Below are 24127 nucleotides of genomic sequence, written 5' to 3' on the forward strand. Positions count from 1 at the left end.
CTCTTTCTTCACGACCTTGACTTATCGGTGTCCAGGACGGAGACGGTAGCCCCGGTTTCATCTTCGATCCAGCCACGCCATGTGCCGCGACCCCATGAGGCTTTGACCTCGTACTGGATCACGTACGTTCGACCAGGAAGCGCCACGAATTTCAGGCGGATGTGGTCGGCCCGGAACTGCGGGTGCGTCCTGAGTCCGACTGTTACCGAGTGCTCGCCGGGCGAGAGCTCCCACCGGACGACCGGACGGAGTACATGCGGGACCTGTTTCCCATCTATCGAAGCCAAATACGTCGCGGCGCGCGGCCCGGACTCGACGATGGCGAGGCTGGACAACGGTTGCGTCTCCGTACCGGGAAGGCGATACGGTGCGGCGGCGCAGCCCGCGAGCATCGCGGCGGTCAATGCGAGAGTCACCAGGGCCTTGAAGTTTTTATTCATGCTGACTTCTTTCCCTTGCTTCATTGCCGATCGCTCTTGATCGATCTGGGGTCGAGGTTTGCCTCGGCACCTTTCCCAGTTCGACAGGTTTCAATCGCACGCTGTGACGCCAGCTCGAAGCATCGAGCCAACTCCGCGCGTGTGCCTGCTTCCTTCGCTCGGCGCTCCGCCGCCGCCTCGACTTGGAACCCCACGAGCCACTTCATGAGCAACATCAGGGCGACCAGGAGGCCGATCAGAGCCCCGACGAGTGTCGATCGCCAGCTGCGAGTGCCCGAAGCCCGACCTCCGAGGCCCTTAACTGTCTCGATCGCGTGGGATTGCCGCACCTGCGATTCACCGCCATGGACGCGCCGGCGCTTCTGAATTTCGACGGGGGCTTGCACTGTACGGCCAGCCATCAACGACCCGCTTCCCATGGCATCGTTTCATGCACCGACTGGAACACCCCACACTCCATAAACGGCGCCGGTGCCGCACGCCCGTGGGCAGTTCCTTCCTGCGAAGAACCATCCGTCACCACAGGCGCCTTTTGGTTTGCCCCAGTGTCTCGATGCACTGGGCCAAGGCCTTGGGGCGTTCCTCGCGCAAACGCTGCCAGCCGTCGGCTTGCCAAGCAGTCCATGTCACCGGCTCGGACTGGTAGAAACAGTTGGCGGGCATGGGCGGCAGGCCAAAACGCAGGCTTGCCAGGCCCAGCCCCGCACTGAACTGCAGGCGGTAAAGTTCGTCTTGTCCCGACAGGTTTTCATAGACAAGCCGCCACACGCCGGGGTTGACCGGCGCGTCGGCCTCGGCCGGCAGCTGCGCGGCAGCAAGCATGTCTTCGCGCGTCCATCCGCCTTCTTTTCGGCCCCGCTCCAGCTCCTTCCACGCCCGGGCCGCATAGACACGGGTGGCGATCTCGCCGAGCGCCTGCGGCAGCTCCTTCAGACCGGGATTGCTGGCCCATGATTGCCCCGCCAGTTCTGGGACGGCGTCGCCGATCAGCTCGTCCTTGGAGAAGCTTTGCACGAATCCTCCCCTCCCGCCTGTTGCCACTGCAAGACCCACGTTGAGCGCCACCTGCGACGCCACGGCCCGGCCCGTGTGATCACGGCGCACGACGCGCAACTGCTCAAGGCCGCCAGGATACGAATTCAGACGCATCCTCGTCGTGCCCACTGGCACGAGGCCATCGGCCGCGGCGTAGCTGCTAAGCGGTGGCGCCGAGACTGCGGCTTCCTCCGGCTGCGTTGCGGTCAGCGGTGGATGGGTGACGCATGCCGATAGGAGAAGGGCGATGCCGAGTGCGCCACATCGAAGGGCAGCCGCATTCGCGGAGATTTTTGCTTTCGTTGCCTTCATTGGAATCCTCCCTTAATCAAAAATTCGCATTCAAGTCGAACCCCGGCGCGACCCCGGCCATATCGCTCGCAGGATTGACGGGAACCAAGCAGTTCTTGCCTTCACCGCGCAGCAAGTTTCTGAACCGTGAGCTGAAAGTAATGCCACACGTTGTCCTCCGGCCCGTTCCTCAGACGCTTCTCCACCTTCATCTGCGGCCATATCTCCATACGATCTACGCCGACATGGAATGTCGGGATGTCGTGGCCGGGATGGAGTGCGCTCTCATTGGACCAAGTTCCTCTGAACACCGATGTGCTGCATTGTCGAGGCGGGTCCAATCCCACTTTTCCCCTACCGTCACCGGAACAACAGCCCATACAGTTTCCATCCGACATAGAGGCCGGGAACCAGCAAGATCATTGACGTCCAATATCGCCACTTCGGCAGTTGCGGCGATTCCTTGTACTCCAAGGTGACAAGAATCCCGGGCGCAAGACTCGCGTATTGCTTTTTCAACGCCTCGGCATCCGCTCCTGCACTCATTGATTCAAAGACGCTCTTGAACAAGCGCTGACCTTCCAGACTCAGCTTGGGAAGTTGGACCTGGGTGCCGTCGTACAGATGAACAAGAACAGCAGCTGAGCCAATTTCCTCGATCGCCCGGATCGGGAAGCCAAGGGTGCGCAAGCGACGCCGTCGCGGGACATATCCGCAGAACCGCAGTACCCCTTCGCGCCGTATCAATCCATAGCCGGTAAGGCGTTCAATCTCATCGTTGCTGATCAGGATCTCTGTTGTCATGTAGAAATGCAGTACCAGCTGCGCAAGCAGCGCGGCATAGAACCACGGCCCCTGTATCCTGAACACGGTGTAGAGCATGAGAACGACGGCCGCTATGCTGTACACCTCAGAGAACAACAAGCCGCGCACGAGAGCGCCCCATGAAGTGTCACGCGGGGGCAAAAAGCACACGCGCATCGGTGAAATAGAACCCATTGAAGCGGGGTCGGACTTCACTACTGTTTCGTTCTGGCTAGTCATCGTTTATGTCGCGTTGATGCCGTAAGGCGCGGGCGGTCGGCGAATCAGTCTAGGCATGAGCGATCGAGAATCGAATGCGGCATTTGGCCCCTCAGAAGCTTGCATTCAGGTTGAACCCCAGCGTGACCCTGGCCGTGCGATAGCCCTCGGGCTTTCGGATCGGCGCGCCGGCGAAGAAGTCATAGCTCAGCTTGCCCCACTGCCCCCGCACGCCGACCACCGCGCCCGCCAGGTTGCGGCCCAGCAGGCCCGCCGTGGAGCGCCCGCCCACATGCCCGTAGTCGGCCCCGACATACAGCTCCGCCCCGCTCTGCCCCATGGCCCAGCCGATGTCGTTGCGAATCAGCCAGCCGCGCTCGCCCATCAGGCTCGTCTCGCCATCGAAGCCGCGCACCGTGTAGCGTCCGCCGATGGCGAAGCGGTCCTGCGGCACGAGGGGGGTGCGGTTCCACTGGGCGCGGATCAGGCCCGAGTAGCGCAGCTTCTGCTCGCCGAGCTTGAACGGGGCATTGAGGCTCACGTCCGCGGTGTAGAGCTTCAGGCGCGAGGTGCCCTCGCCGAATTCTTCTTCCGGCGCCGCCCTCGCGCCGAAGCCGCCCGTGCCGCGCTTGTAGGCGATCGTGCCCTCCAGCGTGGCCTCGCCGATGAACTCCTTGTGGTTGAGGCCGAGCTCCCAACCGCCCACCACGCGGTGCTGCACCTCGACCTCGGTGTCGTCCACGAAGTTGCGCGATTCGCGCCGCCAGCCCTTGAGCGCCAGCGTGGTCTTGCGGTGCTGATCGCGGTAGAGCAGGCGCGAGAGCTTGACCTCGGCGTTGTTGGTCTTGCCGGCGTAGATGTAGTCCTGGTTCAGGCCGGCCACGCGCTGGTGGTACTGGCTGTTGGAGGCCGTGAGGCCCAGCATCCAGTAGCCGTAGGGCAATGAGTAGTGAACGGTCTGGCCTTCGGTGCCCTTGGCCGGGTCGCTGAAGACGTGGTTGTTGAGGTTGTGGTTGGCGCTGACGTAGAACAGGTCGTTCAGGCCGAAGGGGTTGTCCAGCGACAGCGTGGCGCCGGCCTGGTAGCGGCCCGTGGCCTGGGTGCCGCTGTCGTCCAGGCTCAGGGTGACGCGCCATTTCTTGGCTTGGACGTACTTGACCACCAGGTCGCTGTCGCCGGGCCTGGCATCGGGCGCGGTCGAGGGCTCGATCTGGATGTCGGCCTCGGCCGTGGGCGCGCGCTTGAGGTTCTCCAGGCCCTGCTCGATGTCGCGCAGGTTCAGCAGGTCGCCGACCCGTGCGGGAATGGCGGTGGCCAGTAAGGCGGAACTGCCGAACAGCGTGGAGGAAGAATCCGGCGTCACGCGGATGGTCGCGATGCGCCCGGGCACCAGTGAGAGGGTCAGGGTGCCGGCGGACAGGTCCTGCGGCGCAGCCAGCACCCGCGTAGTGACGAAACCGCGCGCGATGGCCGCCTGCTGGGCGCGGGCGAGCACCACGTTCACGCCCGCAGTGCCGAGGCAACGACCGAGGGGTGAATCGTTTCCTTCAGGACCTGAGAGATCGGCAACGGCCCACTGGAAGGCCTCGGATTGCTCGCCGACCAGGAGCACGCGGTCGATGCGGAAGCATGGGGCTTCGGATTCGGGGATGCGTGCTACTGGTGCAGGCGGTGCCGCCTGCAGGCGCTGGTCGACCGTGCGCTCGTTCTGCTCGCGCAGGGCGCGTTCGCGTTCCTGCTGGCGTTGCTGTTCGACGAAGGGTTGCGGGGCGGTCGGAGTCTGTTGGGAAATCGCCACCAACGGTGCGCCCAGCAGCATACCAGCCACCATGGCGGTACATGAGTTAGTTTTCAATTTCTCTCCCTCAATATCTTTATCTGTGCTGTAGCACGCAGGAACTCCGCCCTTTCATCCACGCCCTTTGTTCTTTCCCACGAACCACGTCACGGAATCGCGACCATTAACGGCAAGGACAAGCCGACTCCAAAAACAAGGGGACACGCAATGAGCAAAGCTCCAATCACCCACTACTTCATTTCGTTCAAATTTCATCTGCCCCCTGCGAGGGTAGGCAATCGATCAGATGCACTCAACAGACGCTTTCGCCAATACGGGCCATGCCGTTTCACAACGTTGAAAATATCACCACTGTCCCTTGTACTTTCCGGCCAACCACATGACGATTGTTGCAACAACAGTAACGCCGAGAATGACAAAGAGCAGACGGTAGAGCTCGGATGGGCTGACCGGGAAATAAAGCACCCCGTGAACTTGCCAACGAATCAAGGGCCCGACAAACAAGGCGAGCAAGGAAAAACAGAAGCCAAACATGAAGAGGAAGGTCAAGAACAGACCTACGAACATTCTCAAATCCCAGCTCCAACCAAACTACTTAGAGAGTAAAAATATCACAATAAATCCAAAGATCAAAGCCATAAAAATCAGGTACGCCACCCTCTGATTTCTCGGCAACTCCTTGTATATTTGCCCCCGAGTTTTCGTCAGGCTTCTCATGAAGACTCGTTCAAAGGCGCTTTTTTTCATGATGAATATTTATTTCACCCGCGTGCCGCCGCCGGCATCGACTCGAGCCATGCCTCTATCGCCTGCATATCTAAGCAACCGGAGTCCGTGATAAAGCAACAAGCGATGCGAGGGAAACCTCCTGATCGAAATTCGGCCAGTCTTGGCGCACTCGATCCAACGTCCCTTGCATCAGCGCATCCGGCACATACGCAGGCGGTGTCTCTGGAAAACGATCAAAGGGGGCTTCCATCAGCGGGTGATCGAGGACAGGATTGAAGAGCCCGATTAGTTCGCGCAAACGAAATATCAGGAGAATCTCCAAAGGTGTTCTCGGGAAGCTGCCGCAATCTGTAAACGCTGCTTTCTCACCCTTTTTCAGCCCTTGCGTGTGGTGATCACACGCTGCCAGTAGCCACGGCTTGAGCGATTCAGAGTCCGGCTCCCTCCAAAGGGCAAGAAGCCCCTCATACAGAGGCTCCTCGTACGCAAATGCGGGCCAAGCATGACGGGCATCGCCACGCCAGTCCGCGAACAGGCGCAACATAAAAGCGTGACATCGACGGTGGTGCTCCTCGTAAGAGAGCTGGAGTTGGAAGGTTTGATTCAATGCTGCATGGGTCATATAGCCCATGTACACCGCCTCGTCGACTTGCCCCAGGATGAAATACCGTGCCATGCATTCCGTCGTGGACTCCCAGTCGAACATTCGCAAGGGCTGATGCGGATTCTCGAAAATCCTTCGGAATTGACGATGCCAAAAATAGTACAACTGATACCCGAATCTCAGGTAACCCAAAGCATCTACCGCCTGCCGCTCCCAAGGCTGATTGCTCAACGCAAGCGCTTCGGACTTAGCGAGCATTCGAGCGCCCACAGGATAAAAAGAAGCTGTCGGAGGTATGTTGAGGGAATTTTCCTTATCGACTCTCGCACTGTATTCTTCCGCCTCGCCCATATCCCATGGAGTCGTTTTCTCGATCCCTTGAATAATTTTTTTACGAGTCATCCAGCGCGGATCAACACCAGTACGAACAGGCTCTTTAATAATTCTCATAAATTTTTACGGCCATGGGTTTATCTTGATTTGAGGAATCCCGCTCACCCCAGGCGCCGGAACTCCCACTTGAACCTGCACGCCGACCACTCGATAGCCAGCATTGGTAGCTCTTTGAATTGATCGAGCCAAAGCGATATTCTCTGACGGTTGAGACTGCCAAGTAGCACCAGGCACTTGCCCCTGAGGAGGACTCAGCGAATCGCGTACCCAGCCCTGCAGTAGAGTCACAGGATTGCCCTCGGCCGAGGCAGCTTTGTCAACCCCGTTCTGCGAGGACTTCACCTCCGCCACGTAAATGGTTCTGGCATTGTGGTCAATCGCCACGCCATCCGCCCCTTGATTGCTGTTGTTTTGCAACGGCGCGAAGTTCAACCCCGTCCGTGTATTCAGCGTCTGCAGCCCGATGTCCTCACCAAGGAACCCCGTCTGGCGTCCCGTCGTGTGCGAAACCGCCGGCCCGATCAACGTTTGCCCATAGAGACTCGACACCGGCTGCGGCGTCGCGGCCGGATTGGGCAACGGCTGGGGACTGGGCAACGTGCTTGCCACGTTCGCCGGTAGCGGCAGGATCTGCCCGGCGGCCGTCATCATCATGATCTCGCCGGTCCCGACGTTCAGCACGCCCTGGTATCCGGTCGGCAAGTTGCCCACGCTCATCGGCACATAGCTCGATGGCAGAGCCATCGCATTGCCGCCAGTGTTCAGCAAGAACTCTCCCGTGACGGGATCGATATCCCCGACGACGCGGCCGTTGCCGCCCGAGCCGCGCGTGAATCCCGCCGGAAGGTCATCAGCGACAGCACCCGGCTTGATCGGCGTCTTGACGGTGGTCGGCGCCCTCAGACCGATCACCTGGTTCATCGCCGTCGCCGTGACGCCGCCAGCCAGCATGAGCGCCCCCACACGCGTATAGCGGTCATCGATGGCTTGCTTGACCATGCTGTTGCAATCAGCAGCCGATCTTGTGGCGCAGTTCGCCTGCCTGAACTCCGCGACCTCCCGGGCCTGCTGCTCATCCGTGCCAAACAGGCTCTGCGGCCCCTTCACGGAGCCGTAGTTGTTGACGTTGTTCTGCAGCCCTTGGAAGACCCTGGAGATGTCCCCGTAGCCCACGGGAATCGCACTGTCCACTTCGCCCGCGGTCGCGGCCTGCCCTTCGATCCGTCGCACACAAGCCGCGTCCCCGGCGGTGACGCACTTGCTGACAGCGTCGATGTTGTCGCCGGAGAGCTTCAGGTATTTCTGCGTGATGTCCCTGATCTCCTGCTCGGAGCAACCGCCGGCCCTTTTGGAGCAAGCCGCGAAGTCTTCCTTCATCGCAATGGCCTGGCTGTGCAGCAGGAAGTTGTTCTCGGCCGCATTGACCCCCGCGGCGACCGCGATGTAGCCTGCGCTCGCGCTGCCGCCCGCCAGCGCGCCGACGACCGCGCTCATCACAGTGGCCGCCTGCAGCGTCTGGTCGGCCAGTGCCGGATTTCCTGTGGGGTTGAATGCGGCGGCCGTCAGTTCGCCCACCACGGCGCCGATGGCGCCCGCCGTGCATCCGCCGCCGCTGCTGCTGCCTCCTGCGGACGCCCGGCCTGCGCCCACCAAGCACCCCAGAACGGCGTGCGCCACCTGCTGGCCATAGACGTTCAAGGTTTCATTGACGCGCAAGTTGCCAATCTCATTGGCGCCCTGTGCAGCGACCGTGTTCAAGAGCGCGTTTGTGATGGCGCTGCCCAATTCGTCTTCCAGGCTCGTGCCATTGATCGCACTGCGTATCACCGAACTGGCCACACCGTCGATCAGCTGGCGCTGCAACTGGTCGGTAAAGAGTGCGCTGCCGTTGGTGGCATGGGCGAGGTTCGTCGGCAGCACATCGCCGACGCTCAGCCCTTGAATGGCGCCCGCCGTGATCATTGCCGTCAGGATGTTCTTGACGCTCTGGCTGCTGCCAAGCTCGTCGAACACCTTCCCGAGGTCGCCGCCGTTGTTGACGAACGAGATCGTCGCCTGGCTCGCCATCGCGGTAATGCCGGCCTGCATTGCAGCCGACGCGATGCTGGTAGTCGTCGCAGACAGCCCCATGGCGCCTGCCATGCCGGTCCCTGCACTTGTCGCAGTTCCGGCCGTTCCGACAGCGGCTGTTCCAGCCCCTGCGGTGGCCACACCTACCACCACGCTTACGATGACCGACGCCACCGGCCCCAGGCTGGTCTGGCTCTGGGCCCACTTCTTGTGCTCTTCCTGAACGCGCTGCCATTGCACGCTGTTCGCGAAGGCAGGATCGTTCGCCAGTTGGTTCACCCAAGCCATGCCGGGCTGCTTGGCCAGATCCGAGAGGCTGGCGTTCTGCCCCAATTGCGCCGTCACGCCGCCGCCGGCCTTGATGTTCAGGTTCAGCGTGTTGAACAGGTTGTACTGAGTGGTCTCGTCCGCACGGCCACTGCTCTTGGCCGATACCCAGGCGCCGTCGCCGTCGTTCTCACTGCGACTTGCGGCGCTGCTCGTCTTCTGGGTGAGCAGGTTGAGCTTGCCGCCGGCGTCGATGCCGATGCTTTCCGCATCGGCCTCGACGGCGCTCAGCGTCATGTCCCCACCGCTCTTGAGCTGGATCTCCTTGGCCGCGAGCGTGGTGCGTGCCAGGGTGGTTTGCTGGCTGTCGGCATCCAGGCTGGAATGGCTCAGGCCCTTGCGGATGGAATGCTTTGTTTCGGCCGAATTCTGGTTCTCACCGGCCGCAAGGACAAGTTGATCGCCTGCACTGAGACTGAGCCTCTCGCCCGCATTCAGCTTGGAAGCGATTGCCGTGAGGTTGTGCCCCGCGCCGATGCTCACATTGCCCGCGCCGCTGACGGTGGTGCCGGTTTCCTGGCTGCGCTCCTCGTTGCGCGAGTTCCGCGAACTCCAGCGGATGTCCTCGGTGCGTCCTGTCGTCACAGTGCCGAGGTTCATGTCGCGTCCGGCGACCAGGGTCGCATCGCCCGCGCTCTTGATTTCGGCCCCGACCAGATTCATGTCGCGCCCGGCCACGGCGGTCAGAGTGCCCCCTGGGTTCGTGACGTACAGGCCCGCGACACGGTCCAGGGTCACTGCGCTGAGGTTCACGCCGCTCGATGCATCCGAGCGCGGCAGCGCGCCCGCGTCGCTCCTCGAATCGCGGGTGGTCGTCACCACGTTGATGTCACGACCCGCCACTGCCGTCAGGCTCTTGCTGGCGTCGACCACCGCGCCAATGACGTTGATGTCGGTCCTGGCGGTCAGCGTCACATCCTCGCCCGTGATGCGGCCCGCGAGGTTGTTGATGTTGTCGCCCGAGAGCGAGACCGCATGCCGTCCGGCAATGGTGCCTCCCGAGTTCGTGAGGTCGCCCGTGAACTGCATGTTCACGCTGCGGCCCGACAGCAGCGCGCCCGAGCCGTCGATGTCGCCTTCCTTCACATGCACGTAGACCTGCGGCACCAGCACGCGCTGGGTGCTGCCGTCCGGCAAGGTGACGGTCTGCTCGACCAGCCAGACGATGTCGCTGGTGAGCTGGGCCATCTGCGCGTCTGTCAGGGCAATCCCCGGTCGCAAGCCGTATTGCTTGGCGAACGTCGCCCCGGCGTTCATCAGCGCCGTGTACTGCGCTTCGTCGCTCTCGAAGCCATTCAGGTAGCGGAAACCGGTCAACTGTGCCACTTGCTCGCGGATCAACCGCTGCTCGTAGAACCCGTCGCCCAGGCGCTTCAGGGTGTTGTTGGGGTCCAGCCCGAGGTTATTCAGCAGGTAGTCGCTGGACAGCCAGTTGCGGTAATTGGCAAAGCGCGGGTCCGTCTCGATCAGGTAACGGCTGGACGATTCAGGATGCGTGGTGAACAGGCTGGCGGTCGGTACCGTGGCGTTGGGCACGGTAGTGCGCACGACGGTGGGTGCGGGTCCAACAGTACCTGCGGTTCCGCTCGGTCCTGCGGCCGAGGGAACCTGGATGATCGGATTGACACGCGCGCCGGCAGATACGTCGCCCGCGCCTTGGGCGCCGGTACCGGTCTGGCCTCGCGTCAGCGTACCGGTGCCGGTTCCACTGCCCGCGAACGCCACATTGCCTTGCTGGCGTGCCGCCGCGAGCGTGACGCTGTCGTTGGTCGTGAGGTTGTACGGCGCCAGTTGGTAGACCCGCTCGTCGCTCCCGAAATCGTGCTCGTTGATGTAGCTGTGGAGCGTGATGCCTTTCTGCACGGTGGGCGCATCCACCGTCAGGCCCACGTTCTGGATCGTGCCGCCGGTGACCGTCAGGGCGCCTCCGGCGAGGATCTGGCTCATGTCGTTGACGCCGCTGGCCACGTTGATGTTCATCGTGCCACCCGCGAGGATCTTGGCCGGCTTGGAGCTTTGGAGCACCGGGGTAGACGAGGTCACGGTGTAGTCGTACGCGTCATAAATCGACGACATGCGTGTGGGTTTGTAGTCGCTGGGATCTGTGAGCGACGTGTGCCCAGTCATGGTGTAGATGAACTTCAGTGTGGCTTCATCCAGCTTCTTGTGTGCCGCGCGATAGGCCTGCCACCGGTCGTACTCGGCCTGCGTGACCGGATGGTCGAAGGGCGTGAACACTTCGTGCGGAGGCTCGCTGTCGTCCCAGCTCGTGATGCCTGCCTGTCCCACAGTGACGTCGGGGTAGCGCCAGCCGACGAAGTCAGCGGGCACCTCCTCCGCCGGTGGTGTGACGCCGAAGGTCGCCCAGATCGGATCGGTGCGCGGGTACCAGGCGCCAGGGACGGTCACTCCGGTGCAGGTGCTGTCTTCCCCGACTGTGCACTCCTGGATCGTCCGGTCATGGCTGCTGGCCGGGCTTCGCATGTAGTACGCGCGGAACTTCTCAAGGGGGTACTCGGGCGACGGGATCAGCAGACGCATGTTGGCGTTGCTGCCGGGCCCTTGCGGATCGGTGGCCGGTACGGCGGCCCAGCCGTTCCAGCCGGTGTCGGGGAACTGCTGAAAGCCGCCGATGCTGAAGAGCACTTCGCTCGCCGCATAGCGCACGCTGCTGCCGGGGAGCGAATATTCGACGACGCGCTGGCTTGAGCCGGGCTCCAGGGTCCAGGTCACGCCGCCATTGGTGTTGTTCAGCACGCCCGTCTTGATGTCGACGTTACCGGTGGCCTCGATGGTCGCGGCGTGATTGTTCACGGCACCCGCCGAGCCAGTGGCATGGCCGAGAACATCGAGGTCGCCGCCGATGGCGAGATTGCCGCCGCTGAAGATGAGGGCGCCGTCGCGGTTGTTGACGGTGCCCGCGCCGATGTCCAGACGCACTCGCGCGGCGATGGTCGCGGCGCTCGTGCTGCCGTTGACGGTCTCTGCCAAATTGTTCAGCGTATCGACGCCGATCGAGATCTGGTCGCCATAGATGCGACCGGTGCCGATGTTGGTCAACGTGCCTGCATCGATGCGGGTCACGACACCGTCGATCACGCCCCGGTTGGTCACGGTGCCCGTGGCACTCAAATGGGTGCTGGATCCTTGGATGTCACCGGTGGCGGCGTTCTCGATGTTCGCGGCCGACAAGGACAGCGCGTTGCCGGCGGCGATGCGGCCGCTGTTGGCGATGTTGCCGTTGCTGGCGATGCGCAGGTCGTGGTTGGCGATGGTCTCGGTACCTGTGGCGAAGGCCACGTCCTGCGTCAAGGACAGACCCATGTCGCCCTGCGAGAGCAGCTTGCCGCTGCTGGTGAGCGAGGCTGCATCCACGGTGAGCGTCTTGCCGGCGAGCATGGTGCCGGCATTGGTCACGCTCAGGGTCTTGGCGCCGGCATTGGGATCGACGATGCTGACCGTGTCGCCTGCGGAAATCAGGCCGCCAGCGCCGTTGTCGATGAACCCCGTGCTGCTCAGGGTGGCGTTCACATCGGCGCGGATGGCGCCCGATGCGTTGCTGACGTTTGTCGCCGTGATCCCGACGTTCTTGCCTTCAATGCCCTGATCGGTGCCGGAGGTTGATGCGTTGTCGACCCGTGCGGCGCGCAGCGTGGTCGTGGCGCTCGAACGGATCAAGCCGCTCGCGTTCAGGACCATTCCTGTGTCGACCTGCAGATCGCCCACAGCCAGCGTCTGCCCGCTGCGGTTGTCGTAGGTGCCGCCGTGCGTGTTGATGACCAGCGTCGATTGGCCCAGCACCAGGCCGTGATTGCCATTGAGGAACTCGCCGGTGTTGGCTGTCAGCGCGTTCTTTGAGCCGATGAAGCCCGCGTTGTTGTCCAGGCGGCCGAAGGATCCTCCCGCAGCGCCCGTTGCAATGCGCAGGGTGTCAGCGCTGACGATACCGCCCTGGCCGTTGGCGTAGCCGGCCGCATGGGCGTTGATCAAGGCGCCGCCGTGCGTGTCGATGGTCATTGCGCCGCCGGATTGGATCAGTCCCGCGTCGTTGGTGAGCGCGCCAGAGTTCACCTCGACGGTGCTGCCTGCGGTCAGGGTTCCTCGCGTGTTGTCCAATGCTCCGTTGCGTGTGTCGACGACCAGGCTGCGGCCGCTCAGCTTGCCGTCGGTGTTCACCAGGTCGCTGTTGGCGAGGACGACCGCTCCCGCAGCCAGCAGACTGCCCGAGGTGTTGTCGGTCGTGCCACTGGTGGTGACGCGCAGATCGCCGGTTACGCCGGCCAGTGTCCCACGGGTGTTGTCGAGGCTGCCAGCCTCGACCTGCGTGGACCCGTTGGCGGCCAGCACACCGTCGACGTTCGTCAGCGACCCGGCCGCCACGATGCTCAACATGCCCGGTGTGGTGACCACCGCGTCGCTGGTGATCACATCACCTTGCGTCGCGACGATGGCGATGTTGGCAGCGCTGGTCTGTTTCCCGGAGATGTCGACGCTCGCGCCTTGCAACGCAGCATCGCCCGCCGCGAGGTTGGTGCCGTTGGCAACGAGGACACCGGTGGAGGTCACGCGCAGAGCGCCTTGTGCACCGGGTGCGCTGGCGAGATTGCCGTCGCTCTGGATGCCCGCGCCGAGCACGCCGGTGCTACCGCTCTGAACGCTTTCGGCCGTGAGGGTCGCATTGCGGCCTGCCGTGATGCTGCCGTCGTTGACCAGCGCACCGCCGACCGCGACATTGACATCGTTGGCACCGCGCAGCGTGCCGCCATTCGTGAGCGAACCCGCCTGAATGCCCAGATTGGTGGCCGCGTTGATGGAGCCCGTGCCGCCGTTGAGCACGCGACCTCTGATCGCCAGTTGCACGCCGGACTGCGCCGACTGGACGCTGCCTTGCGTGTTGTCCAGCGAGCCGGTGCTGAGCGTCAGGCCTTGGTTGGCAGCAAGAGTGCCGCCGGTGTTGTTCAATGCACCCGCCACGGTGGCCGATAGCGCACCCGTGCTCGAAATCGTCCCGCGTGTGTTGTCGGCCTGGCCGCCCACGGTCAGGGCGGCATCGGTGGCGCTGGTCAGCTTGCCGTCGACGTTGACCAAGTCGCCGGTCGTCGTGATGTTCAGGCTGCCCGCGTTGAGCGTACCGCCGCCGTTGTCGAAGCGCTCGACATTGGCGCTGAAGCCGTGGCTGACGTTGAGCGTGCCGCCGTGGTTGTCGAAGCTCGGCTGCTGGACCGCCATGCTGGCCACGCTCAAGGTGCCGCCGTTGTTGTTGATGTGGGCGCTTTGCAGGCTGATGGGGCCGCCCGCGTAGATCTTGCCGCCGTCGTTGCGCAGGGTGCCGGCCGCGGTGACGGTGCCGGGCGATGGCGGCACGTACGGCGCGGGCGCGACGGTGCCGCCGGCGCCGGTGTCCGTGCCTGCGGCCGGGGTGCCGGGGCTGGCAGTGCCGCCCGTTCCGGTTCCTGTGCCGCCTGTGCCGCCGCCGGTGCCGGGGGTGGACGGCGCTGGCGCCACGGGCTCCAGCCCGATGGCGCCGCCGCTGGTGTTGCTCAAGGCCGGCGCGCTCAGCCCGACGCCAGCGCTGCTGGTCTGGCGCAGGGTGCCGCCGCGGTTGTCGATGTCGCCCGCGGTGCTGGCCAGTTCCAGCCGCGCGCCTTCGAGCGTGCCGCCCGCGCCGTTCAGTGCATTGGCCAGGTCGCCCTGCGCCGTGACCTTGAGGTTGCCGCCGCTGCTGATGCGGCCGCTGTTGGCAAGCGCCGGGGCCGCGAGGTTCGCATCGGCGGTGGCCTGGATCGTGCCGATGTTCTCCAGGCGCCCGGCGCTGGTGACGACCAGTTGGCCCGCGCCCATCAGCGCGGTCGCGCCCGGCGCGGCCTGGATGGTGCCGGCATTGCGCACGCCCAGGCCGGCCTCGGTGCCGATGAGGGTGATCTTGCCGGCGTACATGCCGCCGAGCGCAGCCACGTCCAGGGCAAAGCTGGGAGCCGCTCCGGTGCCCGTGGTGGGCGTGACCTGGCCGTGGTCGGCGCTGACGGTGTTCGCCCCCGTCACCACCTTGAGTTCGCTGGCCCAGATGCCGGCGTTGGCCTGCACGGCGCGCGCGAGGATGGCGGCGTAGTCGGTCTTGCTCGCGTCGAGCCCCGCGCCGTCGATGGTGATGGTGCCGCCGCGCACGAGGAAGCTGTCCAGGCCGCCCACGGCATTGAACTGCGGCGTTCCGGTGGTCAGCGTGGCCCGGCTCGCATTGATGAAGCCGCCGCCGTCGACGCTGATGCCGGCGGGGTTGGCGATGATCACTTCGGCCCGGATGCCGCCGACTTCGATGTAGCCGCGCAGCTGGCTCGGGCTGCCGCCGTTCACCTCGTTGAGGATGATGCGCGCGGGGCCGGTGGCGAGAAACGGATTGCCCTGGACGATGCCGCCCAGCTGGGTCTGCACATTCGTGCGGCTGTTGTTCAGGATGGCGCCGTTGGGCGCCACGTTGAACTGGTTGAAGACGTTGCGCGAAACGCCGGCCGCGCTGGGCGTCTGGATGTTGACGAGCGGCACGCCGTTAGGCGCGACCAGCACCGTGGGGCGCAGGTTGGCCGGCACGTTGGGAGCGCCGACGATCTGGGCTTGAACCGGTGAGGCCCACAGCACGCCCGCGAGCGCCGCACCCGCGAGCATCGGCGCAAAGGCGGCTATGCCGGCGAGGGTCGCGCTTGCCACGGTGGTCGCCTTGGAGGAGCCCTTGCCTGTGCCCTTCGCCGTCTCCTGAACCACCATGCGCAGGCCGCGCCTAGCGTTGAAGACGATGCGGTGCAAATGGCGATTCATGTTCTGGTGCTCCCTCTACGACTGGTTTGCCGGGCATCGTTACTTTTGTGACAGGATGCTTCGGCGGGCCGATTATGGGAGGGGCCCGTTCTCGTCTGCGCGGTACTTATTCACGAATGCTGCGTACTTATCAATCACAGCCGCAGCAAGTAATTCATGCGCATTACTTTTGAGTGCCCGGCGTTGGATGAGTGCAACGGACCGAACTCGACGAGCGGCGCCAACGGCACTCGCATTCCTCTGGAGTCCTTGGGAAAAACACCCTCCACCGGCACAGCCGCTGATCGGCCGCCGGAGGCGCCACTCTTGGGAACCGACAATCACCAGCGCCTGCTCGCCCTGCGGCCGCACGGCCCGTACGAGCCGAGGCACGCTGCAATCGGCAGCCGTGAGCCAAGCCATTCCGGATGGATGGTTCGACGCGATCAAACGGCGTCCGTGCGTCCCGGGCGGTCCACCTGCCAAGATGCAGGCGTTCGCGCCGGCGCACCCCGCGGGCGACCAGACGGTGCGTGCCATGGCCAGGGCCATCGGCTGCAACCTGAAGGCGCTGCTGCGTGACTCCGACGGGCCGGCGCGGCCCATCGACAACGATCACACGACATCGGCCAGCCGCTGCCGCACCTCTGGCGGCCATCCGCTGCGACCGCGAGCGCCGACTCGCGCAAGGAATGGCCCGCGTCTGTTTGCTGCCCCTGACTTTTTCGGGGCAAAGCGCTCCTGTCCAGTGGCGCGTCGCGAAGATTGCCCCTCTTTATCCATGACTGCCGCCCTGAGAAGCTCATTTCGACGAACGCAACCCAGAACTCCAACCTGCCGCGTCTCAGTTGAAGGGGGACAGAGGTCGGCGGAATCCAACAGGGCGAGGATCGGAAAGCATCTGGGTCCCGCGGGAAGGCCCCGGAGCATCACGCGCTGCTCAGTTCATTCGGCGCAGGTGCGTGACAGGCGAATTCGAGTAACCGTCCGGATCTTCGATCCACCGCTGAAGCGCTGCACGCGGCCATCCGCAGGCGCGTCCTCCCAAGTGCACGGGAGGCGGAAACTTGCCGTCGGCGATCCGTCGGTACACGGTGGTACGACTCAGCGCGGTGATCCGGATCACGTCGGCCATGCGAAAGAACGCAGGGCCGGCCGCCGACTGAAAGTCAACATCGCCGCGGTTGGCGTGGGGTTCGATATGCATGACAAATCCTCGAAATGGAGTCCGACCTTCAAGGGCTTGCGTTTGAAGGTGTATGCCTTCTTGAAGAGCCCGAGCAGAACCAAACGCCGTGCATGGGGCGACGCCGCAGCGCCGGTCCATCACACGTCACCAGCAATCTCCTACCCCCATCCCGAAATGGCGTCTTCCGCAGGGATTTCGCGAGCGTGCAATCAAGCCAACAGGCGGTCAACTGACAGTTCTGACAGGCCTGTGGGAACGTCCGATGGGCTGCGCCCAAAGCCGATGGCAATGGCTTGGTGTCTCAATTGCTATGCCCTGCTCCAGGCGAGCCAAGCTGGCGCGGCGCCACCGGCATGTTCTGTTCTTCGTTCCGCCCGAAGGGCAAGTAATCGATCTCGTCGACCACGAGCAGCTGGGGTCGAGCACCACCCGGTTGAAGTATTCCTTCTGTCGGTTCTGTGCCTCGGCCGCTGTCAACTGCATCATCAGATCGGCCGCCGTATTGAAGCGTGCCTTGGGCCACGCCATGACGGGGCGCTGGCACAGCGCCAGCGCGATGTACGCCTTGCCCACGCCGCCGTGCCCGAGCATCACCACGCTCTCGACACGCTCGACGAAGGCCAGGTGGCCCCACACGATGATCTGCGCCTTGGGTGCACCGCGTCATCCGGCCAAGGTCGACGCCGCACGCGCGCCTCTTCTCCGCGCACTGGCGAGAGATGCCGCACGGCCACTCACCGGACATGCGGCTGAGGCGGACTGGCGGGCGCGTGCTCCGGCGCACGGCTCTTCTCGGCCTGTCTCCAGCGGTCGGCGATCCACTGCGCATCGGTCTGCACCGCGGGCATGCGCGCAGTGAAGCGATCCACTTGGTCAGCAAGATCTGCCTCGCCCCGTCTTCGGAGCGCATCCACTGTGGCGCGCCAATCCGCCACCACCTCCTGCCGCGTGCGCTGCATGGTCTCTTTGCCGGCATCCAGGATGCCTCGCTTTGTCTGTAAGGCCTGGAGCACGCTCTCCAGCTTGGCGCGCATGAAGGTCGAGGTCTTCGGCGGTCGATACTCGGTCCGGTCGCTGGGCGGCAGTTGGCCGAATGCCCGAAGCGCGCGGAGCCGGTGATGGATCGCATCCCTGTAGGGCTTGCGGGCCTGGCCTCGCAGTTGGCGCGGCGTGGCATTGGCCGCCACGCCCTGCTCACGCATCAGCGCGGCGAACTGCTCGCGCCACTGGCGCAGCGTGTCCTTTCGGATGTAGAGGCGCTTGCCAGGCTCGAACTCGTGTTCGCACTTGACCACCAGGTGCACATGCGGGTGCGGCTGGTCCGTGTGCAGCACCATGGCGTAGCGATATTGCAGCGCGAAGTTCTCGCGCGCAAAGACACGCGCCGCCGCCCGTACCTTGTCCGGCGGCGTGCCGGCGGGCATGGACAGGACGATGTTGTGCACCAGCTTCGCACGCGTGTCTCTCTGCCCCTGAGCAGGCTTAGGCTTGTACTGGCTTCTGCAAAGCGCCAGCTGCCAGTCGGCCGTGATCTCCTTGGCTGCACCCCGGCCCTGCGGCGCCAGTCCCTCGTCGGTTTCCAGCTGCAGCTTGCCGTGCCGGCCGATGTAGCGCAGATGGGCCTCGACGCCGCCGACGTCCCGTGCGCCGCCGGAGACCTTCACCATCACCTCGGGCGTGCGCCCCACCGTGCGCTGGATCTGTGCAATCTGGTCGGCGCCGAAGCGCAGCGCGCCACCCGGTCCACGCCGACCGTAGCTCACGATGTCCAGCGCCATGTCGCGCGGCGCATCGGCCGCGGCGCGGCCGCTTCGGCCGATGCGCGCCGTCTGTTCAGGCACGGGCACTCCCAGCGCCGGTCTCCCAGCTGACCAGGTTGCGGCGCACGAGGGCGGCCGCGGCTTCGCGTGCCTGCTCGACTTCCTGCCGGACCCGCGCGATCGCTTCGCCGAGGTCCGGTGCCACCGGCTCCGGCAGCGTGTTCGGCATGCCGAACATTCGAAGCTGCCGCCCCAGCGCGGCCAGTCGGGCGACGGTCGCTTTGATCTGGTCCAGTTCGTTCGGCGGCAGCACGGCCGCGTCACGCACATGGTTGTGGATCAGCAGGGCGAGGTAGCTGGCTGTCTTCATCCCACGGACACGGGCTCGCTCTGCCGCCAGCGCGCGATCGCCTTGGCGAAGCCGCAGCGTGATGCGATCCGCCAGGCCAACGCTGTTTTCCGTCTCGCGTAGGGAGCGCTGACCACCCGAGCCCAGCGAGATGTCGCCGTTGGTTTTGAGGACCTCGTCGACCATCTTCGCGAGCAGAGTCGACGCACTGAGGTGATGACGCGCCGCCAGCGCGGCGAAGCGCGCCCTGGTATCGGGCGGCACCCGGGTTCCGATCACGCGGCTGGGTCGAGAGGACTGGGTCATTGCAACGCCATGGCTGTTAACAATGTCTGACGGCAGTCTATCCTGCCCTCATAGCCGCACAAGGACCTTGCCCTCGGAATTCCAGTGTCGAACTCCCCTCGCTGTTTCGCCGCTCCCGGAGCGTTGCGGTCGATCGGCAGTTCGAAGACCACCATCGATGTTCGGCATGCCGAACATTCCGGAGGTAGACGGAACGATCCCGCCCTCGTAGCCCCACAAAGACGTTGCCCTCGAAGTTTCGACATCGTCCTGCGACCGCCGCGTCCAGGCTGCCGAAATCGAAAATTCATTCCGCTCGCAGAGCGGGCCCGTCCGGCCGCCGCATAAATTTCCTCACGGCTCCATCAAGCAGAAGACCTTCGCTGTTGCTACCGTTCGAGACTTTCTCGGTGTTCGGCATGCCGAACACCGAGAGAAAGCTAAGGACGGAGAGGTGAATTCGGCACGTAGCGAATTCGCAGGGGAACCATCGAATGGGCATCGGCGTCGCCCCGCAGCGCGGCAGGGCCGCCAAGAACAACCTACTCTCGCAGCGTGAACACCACTGACAGGTAAGAGACCGGCTGGGTCTGAATGGCCTCGATCCCATGGAGTGCGGTCGCATCGAACAGCAGCGAATCCCCTGCCCTCACCTCCGCAGTCCTGCCGCCGTAACGGTAGCTGACCTCCCCGGACAAGAAGTACAGGAACTTGAGGCCCGGGTGCTGAAAGGTCACGTAGGGATCGGCACCGGGCAGCAGCGTGACCAGATAGGGCTCGACGAACAGATTGCCCGACAGCAGGTGGCCCAGCAGCTCGTAGCGGTAGTCCGCCACGGCGCCGATCCGATCGACCAAGACACCATGTCCTGCACGCACATGGCAAAAGTCAGTGCGCCGCGCCTGATCACTGAAGAAGCGTGAGGTCGGCACATGCAGGCCCTGCGCGAGGCGCTCCAAGGTCTCGACCGAAGGCGAGACCAGACCGCGCTCGATGCGCGAGAGCATCGAGGCAGAAATCCCCGAGGTCTTGGCCAGTTCGCCGCCAGACACCTCGGCTGCCATGCGCAGCGCCCTCACCTGCGTCCCAATGCGTACCGCGGACAGGCTGCGCACGACATGCGCCGGCTGCCGCGGCCGGACACGCGTCACCGAGACCGGCAGCCGCAGAGGTCGGGTCGTTGGCAGAGGTGAAGCGACTTGTCGACGCGTCATTGGATTCGTTGGCAGCGGTAAGAGCTTTGAATCTCGGCAACAGAGGCAACCCGCAGGAGGAGCGGTCCATTGCGAAATTAGAAACGCAGATGTCCAACTCATTATGTACCATACAAGCGGGTGCATAAAGAAGTCCATGCAGCGAGATTCGTTGCATGCGATCGACGCAGGATCCCGCACTACTGAAAGCCTTTGCGGCCGAGCTGAAGGCTCGGCGGGCAGTGCGCGGGTTCAATCAGGAAGAGCTCGGTTTTGCGTCGGGCCTCAATCGCACATTCATTGCCAAATTGGAGACGGCCACTACCAGCCCTTCATTGACCAGTCTCATCTTCTTGTGCAATGGGCTCGAGGTAGAGCCGTCGGAACTCATGAGTTCCTTGATGAAGCGCTACAAGAAAGAGCTGCGGACCAAGTCGACGGCCGAATAGGAGATCTCGCCGATCATCCATGGCAATCGCTACTCCGATTGAAGCCATCTCTGTAGATGCCGCTGACCGGCTCCGAAGTCGGAGCGCGTCGGCGATCTGCCCCAAGGCCTGCTCAGGAGGCAAGCGCAAAAGGGACAAGACTTTTCAGCCGCTGCAGATCACCCGACCACCCGCCGGAACGACGCTCGATAGTCAATGGGCTCCAGATGAACCTGGTCTTCCAGGCTGCCCTTGAGGATGTAAAGCTTCGGCTCTTCGCGGAACTGAAACACACGATAGAGATGAAACGCCTCTTCGGCTTCTGCGGCGAAGTCCAACTCGTTGCGACTGATGATGAAGGAGGAGGCATGGCCACCGTTGGTGGTCTTGACTTCGATGAAGCGATGCTCGCCGGGCCGTTCATGCGAGAGGATGTCGTAGCCAATCCCGTCGCCGAGACGATCTGAAACCCAGTCCAACTGCTGGAACAGTTCCGGATGCCCCGCGTCTGCGAGCCGCCGCTGTTCGAACCCGATGACCCACTGTTCGCCGGCCCGGCCGAGATTTCGGTTCGCTTCGTCGCGCTGAGCCCAGTTCGTTTTGCGCGGGAACCTCACTTTAGGCCCTCGCTCGGCCACCTCCACCACGGTCTCAAGGTTCGGAGGTCCCACCAAGGAGGCGTGAAAAGCCTGTTGGCCTGGCGTCTTGACCTCCTCCATCGCATCGACAATCTGAGACATCAAGCCCGGTTGAGCCAAGACGAATTGCTGCACCGCCTGTCGCAGCAGGAGTTGCGCGTTGCTACGAGGCTTGTAGCCGCGGACAAAGGGCAGTTCGAGGTCGTGCAAGACGGCACTGATGTTCTGGTACTTCAGCTCAACCGAGCCCTTGCTGCGCCCGCGCAACTGTTGGCGAAGCTGCACATTGAACTCCGTCTCGGTGTAGCGCTGCTGCGCCGCTTCCAGCCGGAGCATCTCGAAATAGGAAGTGACCGTGGCCTGCACCTCGTCCGCGGTCCAGTCCTCGCCGATGCGCACGACCTCGAAGCCGAGGCGCTGCAGCTTGGGAACGACGGTGGCCTCACCGCCGGAAAAGTCCGCAGGTTTAAGCGGGCCCTCGTCAGGAAATTGATGGCCGAAAGCGGCCCCCACGATGGCTTTGGAATCGCACAACTGCCCGGTTTTCCCATCGCGAACCAGAAAATCGCGCGACTTTCCAAACCCGTACCGCGCCAGAAACGCCGTTCGACCGACGCGGGAAAACTCGTCCAGTGCGGCTTGAATGGCAGCGGGACTTTGGAGGCGCGAAAGTTCAACAGCCATCAGCGTTTGGGAAGAGCCGCCTCAGGCGACATCGTCAGCGATCCGGTCAGCCTGGCGTCCTGACGGCTTCGCCCAGCTGCGTAAGAACGGCTGCACGGCCGCCACCTTTTTCCAAGTACGTTCGGAATGTCTTCTTCTTGCTTTTGTCCTCGGTGCCAGCGCACCAAGCCTTGAACAATGCCATGACTCCTCCTCCGTTCTTTGTGAGTTCCGGTCAGACTAGCTGCCCATCGATCCGCTCCGCTTGACTTCTCGTCCGTCATCCCGCCGCCTGCGCAGGCAGTTCAATTTCGTATGCTTGGGCTATACGGGCTACCAATTCGGCGACGGCGACGTTGCCGAGCTGCAGCGTTTTCGGGTCGATGGACGTGTCCGCAGCAACGGCAACAAGGAACCGCGTCATGTCGGCGCTGATCTTTTCATCGACCGCGATGCGTGTGGCGGGCGCGAGCAGTTGTGAAAGGCGCAGAACATCGTTGAGGTGCTTGCGCACGTCCTTGGCGTCCACCTTGGCGCCCTGCTCTTTTCGCGCCGCGAGTTCCAGCCACGCGACGGCCTTGAGCGGGATCAGGCGGTCTTCACCGACCCAGGGCAGGCCATCGACTTCGCGGCGCCCAGCCATGATGAATGCGTAGTAGACCTCGTCTAGCAAGATGGCAGACAAGCTGGAGACGGCTTCGTCGAGTGGTATTGGTGTCAGCTGACTGCCATCAGCCGGTTGCAATCCGTCGGGGGCTCTCGCAAACAGCTCGACCATCGCCGGGTAGCGAGCATCAGCGGGCTTCTGGAACCGATAGAAGATTGGTTTTCCGGTGTCGCTGGCCTGACGGATTTCATAGCCGCCGTCCTCGACAAATTTCCAGAAGGCCTCGCCAAATGCCGGGGTCAGTGCCTCCACATGCAGGACGATGTCCAGGTCTTTGGTGGCTCGGAATTCCAGCCCGGCCTCCTCCATCGTCAAGGTCGCGGCCGTGCCGCCAATCAGGACGTACTGGTCGACGTATGCCGCAAACCGCTCCTGGAAAATGTCCAAGCCTCTCACCATGGAAGTTGTCCTTTCAGTTCATCCAGTGCGAGCTGGATTCGGTCGTCGGCGTTCTCCTGCAGGCTGAGCGTCAGCGAGAGCGGGTCCACCGTGTTGGCGTCTGGCACCAACGCCGGGCTGTAGCTCCACAGCTGCCATTCTTGGGCGCTCGCTTCAGGTTCAGGCAACTCGCGAACGCCGGCATCCGTCGCAGCCTTCCAGTCAGCGGCGGTCAACGCAAACACCGGCCGTTTCGGCTCGGTCAGCATGGAATAGCGCGCGAGCGCGCTCAGACCCGCGAGGCGGCTGGGCCGGTGTGCAACGATGCCATGGGCGGCCACCCAGACCGTACGCCTGACGGGCGTCCGCAGTGCGGGCTTCGCACGCTCCCAGACCTGCTCCGGCGGGAGTTCCATTCGCAGCCAGCGCGAGCGGCCGATTGTGTATGCCGTAGCCAGCCCGGCCGCAGTCAGTTCCTTGACCGCGCGTGACAGTGTCATGGGCGTGTAGCCCAAGGCGACTGCGACCTTGGAGGGCTGCCAATCGGATTGCCACGGCTGGCGCAGCAAGGCGGTGATCAGCATGGCTTGCGCGGAAGGGCTCAGCGCTTCCGTGGCCGGCGCGCGCTGCCGAAAATACTCGCGCAGGTCCAGACCTAGGTCCGGCAGATAGAGTTGGTTGCCCGGCACGATAAACGGGACTTTTTGCTCGATCAAGCGTCGACGGTCGTAGGAGGCCAGTGCATCGGTGACGTAGACCGCCGGCTGACCGGCCAGGGCCTGAACCTTGTCCAGCCAGGTCCGGACTTCGCTGAGGGACTGCTTGGCCTCCGCGCGCCCTATCGCCAGGACAATGGGCTGCCCCAGCAGTTCGAACTCGCTGAACTGGAAGGCATCGCGAAGGAAGTACGGCAGTTCGTTTGCACGCGCCCACGGCGTCACGGCTGGCGCTTCAATGCCCAGGACCTCATGGAGGTAGCGCAGAACGGCGGTCGCGAGGGTTGGCAAGGCTCATCCTGAATAACTTTAGTTCCGCACGATAACACACTCACTGTTATCGTGCAAACTTGCGTTATCAT

General features: G+C 63.6%; 17 protein-coding genes. 1 reads left to right on the plus strand and 16 read right to left on the minus strand.

Annotated features, from left to right (window positions below; all coding sequences use genetic code 11):
* Window positions 1–8: 8 nt before the first annotated feature.
* From L1081_RS09025 to L1081_RS09080, 12 genes are all read right to left on the minus strand, one after another.
* Entirely contained in the window at window positions 9–464 is a 456-nt protein-coding gene (locus tag L1081_RS09025) for a hypothetical protein (RefSeq protein ID WP_489416108.1), read from the minus strand.
* Between the two features lie 492 nt (window positions 465–956).
* The gene (locus L1081_RS09030; protein WP_489416109.1) at window positions 957–1787 is read right to left on the minus strand and encodes a hypothetical protein; all 831 of its coding nucleotides are present in this window, start codon (window positions 1785–1787) and stop codon (window positions 957–959) included.
* Window positions 1788–2126: 339 nt separating this feature from the next.
* Window positions 2127–2810 (minus strand): hypothetical protein, encoded by a 684-nt coding sequence (locus L1081_RS09035; protein WP_489416110.1) that lies wholly within the window; start codon window positions 2808–2810, stop codon window positions 2127–2129.
* A 91-nt stretch (window positions 2811–2901) separates the two neighbouring features.
* On the minus strand, window positions 2902–4620 hold the full coding sequence (locus L1081_RS09040; protein WP_489416111.1) for a ShlB/FhaC/HecB family hemolysin secretion/activation protein: 1719 nt from the start codon (window positions 4618–4620) through the stop codon (window positions 2902–2904).
* 312 nt (window positions 4621–4932) lie between these two features.
* Entirely contained in the window at window positions 4933–5154 is a 222-nt protein-coding gene (locus L1081_RS09045; protein ID WP_489416112.1) for a hypothetical protein, read from the minus strand.
* Between the two features lie 250 nt (window positions 5155–5404).
* Window positions 5405–6370, minus strand: coding sequence for a hypothetical protein (locus L1081_RS09050; protein ID WP_489416113.1), 966 nt, complete (start codon window positions 6368–6370; stop codon window positions 5405–5407).
* A gap of 6 nt (window positions 6371–6376) precedes the next feature.
* Window positions 6377–15520, minus strand: coding sequence for a two-partner secretion domain-containing protein (locus tag L1081_RS09055; protein ID WP_489416114.1), 9144 nt, complete (start codon window positions 15518–15520; stop codon window positions 6377–6379).
* Window positions 15521–16439: 919 nt separating this feature from the next.
* A complete protein-coding gene (locus L1081_RS09060; protein WP_489416115.1) occupies window positions 16440–16706 on the minus strand; it encodes an AlpA family phage regulatory protein in 267 nt (88 codons plus the stop codon).
* A 207-nt stretch (window positions 16707–16913) separates the two neighbouring features.
* Window positions 16914–17324 carry an ATP-binding protein gene (locus tag L1081_RS09065; RefSeq protein WP_489416116.1) on the minus strand — a complete coding sequence of 137 codons (411 nt, stop codon included), beginning with the start codon at window positions 17322–17324 and terminating at the stop codon, window positions 16914–16916.
* Window positions 17325–17422: 98 nt separating this feature from the next.
* Window positions 17423–18466 carry a relaxase/mobilization nuclease domain-containing protein gene (locus L1081_RS09070; RefSeq protein ID WP_489416755.1) on the minus strand — a complete coding sequence of 348 codons (1044 nt, stop codon included), beginning with the start codon at window positions 18464–18466 and terminating at the stop codon, window positions 17423–17425.
* Between the two features lie 55 nt (window positions 18467–18521).
* Window positions 18522–19103, minus strand: coding sequence for a hypothetical protein (locus L1081_RS09075; RefSeq protein WP_489416117.1), 582 nt, complete (start codon window positions 19101–19103; stop codon window positions 18522–18524).
* A gap of 521 nt (window positions 19104–19624) precedes the next feature.
* Window positions 19625–20146: a cupin domain-containing protein gene (locus L1081_RS09080; protein WP_489416756.1), complete on the minus strand. Its 522-nt coding sequence runs from the start codon at window positions 20144–20146 to the stop codon at window positions 19625–19627.
* Window positions 20147–20451: 305 nt separating this feature from the next.
* Between L1081_RS09080 and L1081_RS09085 the strand changes: the two genes are divergently transcribed.
* Window positions 20452–20724, plus strand: coding sequence for a helix-turn-helix domain-containing protein (locus tag L1081_RS09085; RefSeq protein ID WP_489416118.1), 273 nt, complete (start codon window positions 20452–20454; stop codon window positions 20722–20724).
* A gap of 158 nt (window positions 20725–20882) precedes the next feature.
* Here the strand turns inward: L1081_RS09085 and L1081_RS09090 are convergent, their stop codons facing one another.
* From L1081_RS09090 to L1081_RS09105, 4 genes are all read right to left on the minus strand, one after another.
* The gene (locus L1081_RS09090) at window positions 20883–22025 is read right to left on the minus strand and encodes a ScoMcrA-related endonuclease (protein ID WP_489416119.1); all 1143 of its coding nucleotides are present in this window, start codon (window positions 22023–22025) and stop codon (window positions 20883–20885) included.
* 46 nt (window positions 22026–22071) lie between these two features.
* Window positions 22072–22209, minus strand: coding sequence for a hypothetical protein (locus tag L1081_RS09095; RefSeq protein WP_489416120.1), 138 nt, complete (start codon window positions 22207–22209; stop codon window positions 22072–22074).
* Between the two features lie 75 nt (window positions 22210–22284).
* Window positions 22285–23058 carry a hypothetical protein gene (locus tag L1081_RS09100; protein ID WP_489416121.1) on the minus strand — a complete coding sequence of 258 codons (774 nt, stop codon included), beginning with the start codon at window positions 23056–23058 and terminating at the stop codon, window positions 22285–22287.
* Between the two features lie 5 nt (window positions 23059–23063).
* A complete protein-coding gene (locus tag L1081_RS09105) occupies window positions 23064–24056 on the minus strand; it encodes a hypothetical protein (RefSeq protein WP_489416122.1) in 993 nt (330 codons plus the stop codon).
* Window positions 24057–24127 lie beyond the last annotated feature (71 nt).

Origin of the sequence: Variovorax sp. MSC1_012 (genome assembly GCF_023667525.1) — a bacterium.
GTDB classification, from domain to species: Bacteria; Pseudomonadota; Gammaproteobacteria; order Burkholderiales; family Burkholderiaceae_C; genus Variovorax; species Variovorax beijingensis_B.